Here is an 8,928-nt window from a genome sequence, read left to right on the forward strand (position 1 = left end):
CGGAGACCAGAGCAAGACGCAACATGAGGTAATGGTTATTCCCTTTTCGATTGGTGCAACGCAGCACTGGTTTTCGAGCCAGCGCCCCGTAGGGCAAGGTTAATTGCACCAATCTGCTTTGTTATAAAATATCTCTGTAGAATAACTATACTTCAATTTTATGCCTGGCATCTCGGCACAATTTGCCTTGCTGACTTTGCATCTTGAAGTATCATGGGTATATAAAGAACAATCAGCACATCCCGATTTTTTCTATCAGCAGCCATCCATTTCGACTTCCATCTGCCTGAGATACTCATGCATAAAAGCAGTGCGTAATTCTGCCTCCTTTTTTGCAGTGATAGTATTCATCGTGCCCGACAGAGACAATAACTTTGTATAAAAATGATCTATTGTATACAAGCTATCATCCGGCAGACGATTTGAGCAGAAAGGATCATCGCTTGAATACAGAGGGCGCCCCAACTTCGAGCTAACTTGAATACACCTTGCTATCCCCGTCGCACCTAAGGCATCCAATCGATCCGCATCCTGTACTATTTTTGCTTCCAGTGTTTCAGGTTCGACACGGGCACTATAACTATGCGCCAGGATAGCATGATGGATTGCACCCAAGTACTCAATCGGATAAGCGATACTGTCCAAAAATTTGACCGCTTTATCCGCTGCAACTTTTGAACTTTGACTGCGATTAGGATGGTTTTTACTGAATGAAAAACAATCATGCAGATAGGCTGCCGGCACGACAATTTCCTCCAGAGCACGCTCTTTGCGACAGAGAAATTTTGCCGTTTTTACAACACGCAGAACGTGATTAATGTCATGCGCCAAATCCTGGTCCATCTCTGTTTGTATATATTCAAGAAACTGATTTTCAAATTGTGTTATTAATAACACCTGATACTCCTTTGCATTATTTATTTAACCTCAACTCTGGATAATGAAAGCGGTATTGTATCGATTTGCTTATCCAGAGTTGAGGTTATTTACAAATCAAAATTATTCTTCTCAAATAACAGATGCCAATAAAAAATGATAAGATATGGACGCTGATTTTTTTCCGGTTAGCAGTGTTTAAAACCAATTTACAGCGAATATCCGTGTCCGGTATTGCCAGGGCGATGTAGAACAAAGTTGCTCTTCCGAATACACTTTGCAAAGCTCATCTCCGAAGGTTGATACCCCTTTCTCAAGCCCTTTTTCATATTGAAAGTGCCACCACTCCGCACCAAGCCAGGTCCCTCCGGTAAAAAAAGAGCTACGTGCCCGGATGCGCTCAAAACCTTCTTCCTTAAAAATGGAAGTCAAATCGACAAATCGGCCACTAACCAACTTACCTTTTTTTCTGGAACTATAGGTAACAGCCTCAAGCTCCATTTGATCACCACCATCAGCACGCGCATAGACTCGCCAATATCTATCACCTTCAGCAACTACCACCAAAGGATCTCGTCCTCTATTTTCCATTGCACTACCGACGAAGAGATCCAATGCCCTACCGGTATAATGAAACGACGTAGCACTGCGAGATACGCCGGCACCCGCATTTAAGGATCTTCTTGCTCCTGAGCTGGTTATTATCCCCCCTGCTTCTTTTACTTTTTCATAAACGCGCAGATAAGCACCTGCGACATCTTCACGCAAAAAGAAACGGTCATAACCATTTCGATATTGATCAGCAGGAACACGTACCCAATTCATTATTTCCGCTTGATTGTGATTATCCACTAAAGGGGTGACTTGCTCTTCGACATGAATGAGCAGATCCTGCTGTAGCGCGCGCCAGGTATTCGGTCCAACAATTCCGTCAGCGTACAGATTACTTTCCTCCTGGAATCGAATAACAGCTCTCTCAGTCTTGTCTCCATATTTACCGTCTATTGGGCCAGGCTTATACCTCAATTTGGTCAGGATCTCCTGAACTGTTTTGACCTCCTCTCCACGACTGTTTTTTTGAATATTCATGATAAAATCCTTCAGGCCTGTTGATCTTTCGAGATTGTTTTTGCAGCAGTATGTATTGCGTGGGCTTAATACTTAAGCTCTGCTTCGGTAAATGGTTTTTTAGCTCTCTTTTTAAGTATTTTTCTCAGCACCGTATTCATGGTGTAGACATCATTGTCGAATCCACCATGACTTTTACTTCGAGTGAAACTTCCTTTGCCAGTTGAAGTATAAAGCGTGATTTCTGCAGTATTGATATTCCGGGCATAGTTATCCATTCCCAACAGAGGCTTTGACACAGTCCGTTCAAAGGCACGTGATACTAAATACAATAATGATTTTCGGTAAGCCCAGGCAACATTGTCATCCTGCTCCAGCTTGTCGTTCAGATTGTAAATATCGAGTGACTTGATTTTGGACTTCTTAGAGGGGTGATTCGATAAGCGAGGCCCATATTGGCGTTTAAAGAAATCGATGCTGCACGCCGGAGCAAGTAGTGAACAACTGTCAAACCGCGCAGTAGTTATCCTGTCTACGCCCTCCAGCAGATGGCCTATTAAGATCCCTCCAGTAGAGTGACCGACAAGGTGAACACTTATTTTTGTGTCAGCGAGTGTCTTTATGAACTCACTGATCACCTTTACACCGTCACTTGATGAGCTTCTAAAGGGGGAGGCGGCACCCCGCTTCATCTCTTCCCAAAGTGCGGTGCCGGGTATACGGACGATTCCTTCGATAATTTTGTCCGATGCATCCTCAAGTTTATCCTTCCATTCGGCAATCAAGCTTTCTGACCTGGAGAATGCACGCTTAAGAACATCTGAAAGCTCCTCCGCCAGACCGGTATCGTACATCAAATGGAAAGGATATATGCCATTTCTCTTGAAACTGTCTTTCATCGCTTTGATTCTTGTTGCCGAATCCTTTGGACTATTCAATCCACCATGTGCATAAAAGAGCAGGTGCTTGATCTCTCCCTCATCTGCCAGTTTTCGTACCCGTTGGATTGTCAGTTGAATATCAGCAAAATTGCTCCAATAATCGCCCTTATCTTTCAGGAATCCATCATCAAAGTGTGCAAAATGTCCTGCAATATCAATACGTTTTGGTGCTTTCCCGCCAAATTCTACCCGCTCCTTGCCACCGCTTTTCGTAGTCAATCCAAAGGCGTTAGGGGTCGAAACCGCCAACCGGAAAGTCCAGCCATCAGAAACATTTTCATACCAGTCTTGGTAGGTCCAGAGGGCAAAGCCATCGCTGCCCCAATTAGTCCCCCAGGAGTTTTGAACGATAAAACCAAGTTGGTTATAACCAACAATGGCAAAAGCATGACCGCCAATATGGTTACTGCTTGGGACTATGGTTGCAAACTTGTCATTTGCCCGGTTTTTTCTGGGGTTTCTCCAGCCGCTATGAACCCTTGCCGAAACATAGATCTCCCCCGTTTCATTTAGGGCAACATGATAATCATTAAGATTGGCCCTCAGGCGGTAATAAGCCCCCAGGATTGTTGACCTTGCATCTTTTGCCTTGTCGATACTCAAATTACCGGGATTAGTGGTACTGTAGGGCCAGATTTTTTCACTGCAAACGCCCATGTTTTTCCAGCCTTTGATCGCGCCTCGACAACTGGACCCGTCGTAGTTTTCTCCCGGCCACTCGTCGTGCTTCCGAGCCATTTCATAGAGCATTCTTGCGCTGACCCCAGTCGGCTTATTTTCATGAATTTTTAAAAAATTGATGACTGCAGCGAGACCAAAACCGGTGCAGGCGCCTTCCTGTCCCTGATCAAGTACCATTCCCTTATTGCTATTATCCAACTCCAACACCAGCGGCTTGAGAGAGGGTTCATTAACCTTTAATCTGTGCGCCACGACGTAAAGGCCGTGCGAATAATACGCGCTCCCCCTCACATTAACCTTCATGGGGGAACTGAACCACCTCAACTGCCCCCCCCAAGCATAATTTTACCTTCTGAATGCTCTATTAAGTTGAGTATCAGAACACAGATCTTATCCCTTGTAATGCGGCGTTGCTTGTAGTCAACGACATATCGTAGAGAATATTCCACCCAGTTTTCCTTTATATTCAACGTCACCATTGGCTCCAACTGAGCGTCTTCAAGCATATATTTGCCAGTCATTTTTCGCCATTCGCCCTTCAGATGGCGAGCATACTCTCCGGTTATATCATCAAGTATTTGTTGAAACCCCTCTCGTACTATCTGGTAATTACTAGCGTACTTCACCGTTATCGTAATTTCGTCCCAAAGGAATGGAAAGTCTGATGAATAATTATAGACCGGCTCCTTAAATATGAAGCTATTGGCTACACGGACAATGCGACCATTATACTGGTCACCATTAATCCATCCTCCGCACTCCATCAGGGTTGTTCGCAACATGCCGATATCGATAACGTCACCCTTTATACCGCCTAATTGAACGCGATCACCAATGTTATAAAAACGGCCAAAGGACATTGCAACCCAACCTGCGGCGCTGGCGATAAGTTCCTGCAGGGCAAATGCGACACCAGCACCAGCCACGCCAAAAAATACAGTCAGTCCGGCTAATTTATCGCTAAATACAATTGATAGGAGAAATATCGCAACAACATAACCGGCAAAGGTAACAACCTTTCTTAAGCGATATCGTCGTTCTGTATTTTCAATATATCGTCCGAGAACGCGCTGAATAGAGCGGACGAGTAAAATGACTACTGCTATTACCAGTACTGTCGCTATTACTTTTCCGACAGCAGGATCGAATAACCATTCATCAATTAACTCATTCATAGACGCAGCCCATATTCATACTCGTATTTATTTTAATTGAGGAATCGACGCAAACATCATTCTTATGCCGAATCTAATCAAGGATAATTATAATAAACGTTAGATCTGTTAATTGTTTTTATCAAACGCTTATACAAAATAAGATTTTTCTTGGGTAGAAAAGTGAAAATGGCTAATACCATTCCGCTAACTGAAATGGTCAAAAACTGCCTGTGGAAAATGCGTGAAAGCAACGCTGTTAATTTTAATTTTAATTTTAACTTTAACTTTAACTTTAACTTTAACTTTAACTTTAACTTTAACTTTAACCAGCAAGGTAGATCAGATAGTTATACAGAATGGTATTAATAACCATCTTGAACAATAATAGTTAATAACGCTGTTTTACTGTCAGGATAAAAATATGCCCAACTCGTCTGGATGATATTTTTAGGCTTTCTGTAAAAATAGGAGGTGCAATGCATAAATTGAATATCAAAAGGCGTATTGTCTTAACCGGTGGTCCGGGCGGCGGAAAAACAACCGCATTGGATCTGTTTCACCGTGAACTGTTGGGGAAAATAGCTCTGGTGCCAGAGGCCGCGACGATGATATTCAGCGGCGGTATTGAACGCTCATTGCGTGAAGAAGTGATTTGTGCCCAGCAAATTGCCATCTTCAACCTGCAGCGCCATTTAGAAGATGTGCAGCGGACAACGAATCCGGAGTCACTTATTCTTTGCGATCGGGGATGTTTAGATGGACTGGCCTATTGGCCGCGCTCTGAAGAAGATTTTTTTACCACCATGAACACCTCTTTGAATTACGAGTTGAGGCGTTATGATGCGGTCATTTTTTTTGAAACATCAGCAAGCTCCGGTCGGGAGATCAAAAGTAACAACCCGATCAGAAATGAGTCAGCTAAAAAAGCGCTTATTCTGGATCAGCGACTGCAACAAATATGGTCGCAGCACCCTAATTTTAATCTGGTTTCCCACGATAAATCCTTTATTAAGAAAATCATGCTGGGTATTGCCACTATTAATGACGTGATCGCTAAAATATAACGCTTACAAGTGTACCGGCCCTACCGGATCGCATGGGTAATAAAGGTATTTACCGCGTTATTTTCCACAGGGGCTTTGAAAGCAGGGGTAATAAAATGCGGCGCCACTAAAAGTTGTTTATCGATCAGGCGGGTTATCAGCGGTAAATACTCCAGCGATGCTTTACCACTAAGCAGATTGTTAAAATTAGGCTCATGCTCATAAGCATTTAAAATCAGTCTGAAGCCCTTAAGATACAAATAGTCTTTGGTGTAACCACCACCACGGTAGGCACGGGCGGTGATAACATAAGCCTGCTCATCATCGATACGGTAGGTTTCTTTGAGCAGCAGAAAAGTGGTGCGAAAGTTTTTATCTTCGATCATCGATTTTACCGCGATAACACGCAGTGCTAATGTTTTTAAGCGGCGCATTGTTAAATTGCCGGATAAATACTCACTTAAAATCGCCAGGCCCTCCTGCGTGGTGGTATTGATTGGACAACCCAACGATAAAATACGCAGGGGTTGTTTATTACCATTCAGAGAGGTTACCAGATGGACACCCAGTTCATGATGAGCGAGCGCCATTGCATCGGTTTGCGTTAATTTAGCCCGGCTGTTAATGCGCACCCGCGTGCCGGAAACCAATGCAGTGCCAACCATATTATCGTCAAGTTCCATCTCCCATTTATAGTTTTCTCTGCTGCCCATTTTGTGCATAACATCTTTAATGTCGGCTGCATCTAAGAGTGCGCTACTATCTTCATCGGGGGATTCGGGTAAATGCAAAATAAACTGCGCATTATGGATATCTTTCTCGCTCGGCTCTCCATAATAACGCAGCGAATCGTAGAGAAATTCGCTACTGCCGATTGATTTGAACTGGTCTATTTTATCCACATAGGAATCAATCACAGCCAAATATAATTGATAAAGATCTTCATCCTGTATTTTTTCCAGTGGCAGATTAAACAAGCCGCGTTTCAGTGCAAAGGGGTCGATGTCATGTTGCCGGTAGACAAATGCGGGTTCAGATGAAAATTGGTTGGCAAAAAAACGCTCTTTTTCTTGTAAATAATTTAATGGTTTTACCGCCTCGAGGATCTTAATATTACTGACTAATGCGTTCAGCTCCTGATCGATACTGGTGAAAAGAGGATTAATACTATTGTTCTCTAAATCAGACATAGGTCAGCGTCCTGCGTGTGGTGTTTTTGAGTATGGTTTAATGAGTGAAAAGTACATGACTGCATTCTTTTTCACTTCAGTTAGCATGCAAAACGGCCTCCTGACAAATTATTATCAAGAAAAATGCTTTTTGCGTGCGTGTTGCCTTCTATTGCCTGTTATTCGGGTAGCTACTGCACTATCTGGTTGGTATTTTTATCACTCGCCGGAACCACTCGGGATTTGATTCAAACTTGCCCGTATCGTAAAACGGGCAGGCTAAATGATCAATATATTTTATCAAGATCAAGGTCGCATGGATTCAAACCAGCGGATTACTGTTACTAAAAACTAAAACGGTAGCGGGATGAATCTTCATCAACAACGATCCCCTCTTCGATGGCGCGCAGCCATGCTTCAGAATAATACTCTTCGTCCGAAGGGGTATGATGATGATCTGCAAAGTTTATCTCATAAGATGCCACTACCAGATCACTGTCATTTTCAATGATTGAAACTTTCATAATCCACCTCTTTCGTTATCTATCAAAACGATACAGATCAAGCTGCCAGGCCGACAGGCTTTTCTTACTTGTCGTTCTCCCTGCGTCTTGATCGTCTGTAGAATGAGTCATAGTAACTGCTTTAAAGATATCCCGGATAGAATCTCTTTATACAAGCCGGATGACTTCAACCGGCAAGCGGCCCCTCTGTTCGAAACGTATGCTATCAAAGCGGTACTACATTATTGGCGCACGGCCCTTTCTGACCTTGCCCGACTTCAAATTCAACTTTTTGGCCTTCATTAAGCGTTGCATAACCACCGGTTTTAATTTGAGAGTGGTGTACAAACAGATCCTTACTGCCATCATCCGGCGTAATAAAACCGAAACCTTTGTCTGCATTAAACCATTTAACTGTTCCCATCGTCATGATCATCTCTCCTGTTATTGTTTTCATTATTATAATATTTTACTGTGTCACTCTTCTAACGGGATAAAAATAACAAACTCAACATCCCTTATTCACCCGTTTAGCATTAGATCTGATGTAGTGCGTGCAGTAAAAGCGCTTGGTAAGTAAATTATAGTTCATGTTGACAAAACGAAATTCACTATCCTGAATACGGATTAGAAATAGCTCCTTTTGGCTCTCTTGTTATGATAAATAAGTGTAATGTACGCGCCGGGATCTGGGCGCAAAAGTTAAACGTAATAACGGGAAAGATCTGCTGATTGCCGATATGTCGATGCCAAGAGGCGGTGAGTTTATTTCCGGGCATGCAAGTCATCAAATCGGCCTGAATATTGATGTATGGTTCCGGCAAATTGATAACTCATTTTCTCCCGCACACCGGGAAATACCCTATTCAGTTAATTTGGTTAATTTGGTTAATTTGGTTAATCAGACACTGTTTAAGGCAAAACATCATTGGCAAAATTCTCATGCGACTATGATACGCCTTGCCGCGCAGGATCCGCGAGTTGCACGTATTTTTGTCAACCCGGTGATCAAACAGCAGCAGTGAGAGCCCAAATGGTCGCATGTTGCGTTAAATTATTTCGATTTAGGCGCTCTAGAGGGGACACTCAATTCATATGCATGTCCGCTTAACGTGCCTGGAAGGTGATAGATTATCTACCAACCAGCCAGCACCAGAAAGCGGAAATGAAAAAGCCTAAAACGCCTCAGGCACCGGTGCAAAAACAGGAGCAAACAAAACCACAGCAGCGTGGGCCATTGTTCGCAACGGCAAACTAAGGCGCTGACTGTTATAATACCAAATCCGATAATTATCTATTCATTTATGCTTGTTAAAATGAATGCTAGCTAGTTCTCATCCAGAAACAGCGTATTTTTAGTACCCCCTCAGTTCGGTCTTGGATTTTATCATGATTCCAAGGCCAATCTTACCTTCAGTAGCGCACACGAAGTGTGCGATCGCGACATTTTTCAATTTTATCAGCTGTTATTCAAATTGCGGACATAAGGA

Annotated in this window: 9 protein-coding genes; 2 read left to right on the forward strand and 7 right to left on the reverse strand. The window is 43.0% G+C overall.

Features of this window, described 5'->3' with window-relative positions:
* Window positions 1–255: 255 nt before the first annotated feature.
* The 4 genes from ABZA00_RS15155 to ABZA00_RS15170 form a co-directional block, all read right to left on the reverse strand.
* Window positions 256–897 carry an HD domain-containing protein gene (locus tag ABZA00_RS15155; protein WP_372882997.1) on the reverse strand — a complete coding sequence of 214 codons (642 nt, stop codon included), beginning with the start codon at window positions 895–897 and terminating at the stop codon, window positions 256–258.
* 177 nt (window positions 898–1,074) lie between these two features.
* Window positions 1,075–1,965 carry a peptidoglycan-binding protein gene (locus ABZA00_RS15160; protein ID WP_372882998.1) on the reverse strand — a complete coding sequence of 297 codons (891 nt, stop codon included), beginning with the start codon at window positions 1,963–1,965 and terminating at the stop codon, window positions 1,075–1,077.
* A 65-nt stretch (window positions 1,966–2,030) separates the two neighbouring features.
* Window positions 2,031–3,764 carry a C1 family peptidase gene (locus ABZA00_RS15165; protein WP_372882999.1) on the reverse strand — a complete coding sequence of 578 codons (1,734 nt, stop codon included), beginning with the start codon at window positions 3,762–3,764 and terminating at the stop codon, window positions 2,031–2,033.
* Window positions 3,765–3,886: 122 nt separating this feature from the next.
* Entirely contained in the window at window positions 3,887–4,741 is an 855-nt protein-coding gene (locus tag ABZA00_RS15170) for a mechanosensitive ion channel family protein (RefSeq protein WP_372883000.1), read from the reverse strand.
* Window positions 4,742–5,199: 458 nt separating this feature from the next.
* Here ABZA00_RS15170 and ABZA00_RS15175 point away from each other — a divergent pair, with 458 nt between their 5' ends.
* Complete coding sequence (locus ABZA00_RS15175) at window positions 5,200–5,787, forward strand: AAA family ATPase (RefSeq protein WP_372883001.1); 588 nt, start codon at window positions 5,200–5,202, stop codon at window positions 5,785–5,787.
* A 20-nt stretch (window positions 5,788–5,807) separates the two neighbouring features.
* Here the strand turns inward: ABZA00_RS15175 and ABZA00_RS15180 are convergent, their stop codons facing one another.
* From ABZA00_RS15180 to ABZA00_RS15190, 3 genes are all read right to left on the reverse strand, one after another.
* Window positions 5,808–6,956: a flavohemoglobin expression-modulating QEGLA motif protein gene (locus tag ABZA00_RS15180; RefSeq protein ID WP_372883002.1), complete on the reverse strand. Its 1,149-nt coding sequence runs from the start codon at window positions 6,954–6,956 to the stop codon at window positions 5,808–5,810.
* 323 nt (window positions 6,957–7,279) lie between these two features.
* Window positions 7,280–7,459: a hypothetical protein gene (locus ABZA00_RS15185; protein ID WP_372883003.1), complete on the reverse strand. Its 180-nt coding sequence runs from the start codon at window positions 7,457–7,459 to the stop codon at window positions 7,280–7,282.
* A 205-nt stretch (window positions 7,460–7,664) separates the two neighbouring features.
* Window positions 7,665–7,868: a cold-shock protein gene (locus tag ABZA00_RS15190; RefSeq protein WP_372883004.1), complete on the reverse strand. Its 204-nt coding sequence runs from the start codon at window positions 7,866–7,868 to the stop codon at window positions 7,665–7,667.
* A 259-nt stretch (window positions 7,869–8,127) separates the two neighbouring features.
* On the opposite strand from ABZA00_RS15190, the gene ABZA00_RS15195 reads away from it, so the two are divergent.
* On the forward strand, window positions 8,128–8,463 hold the full coding sequence (locus tag ABZA00_RS15195) for a penicillin-insensitive murein endopeptidase (RefSeq protein WP_372883005.1): 336 nt from the start codon (window positions 8,128–8,130) through the stop codon (window positions 8,461–8,463).
* Window positions 8,464–8,928: the final 465 nt, after the last annotated feature.

The sequence above is a fragment of the Psychromonas sp. genome, assembly GCF_041586535.1.
GTDB lineage: Bacteria > Pseudomonadota > Gammaproteobacteria > Enterobacterales > Psychromonadaceae > Psychromonas.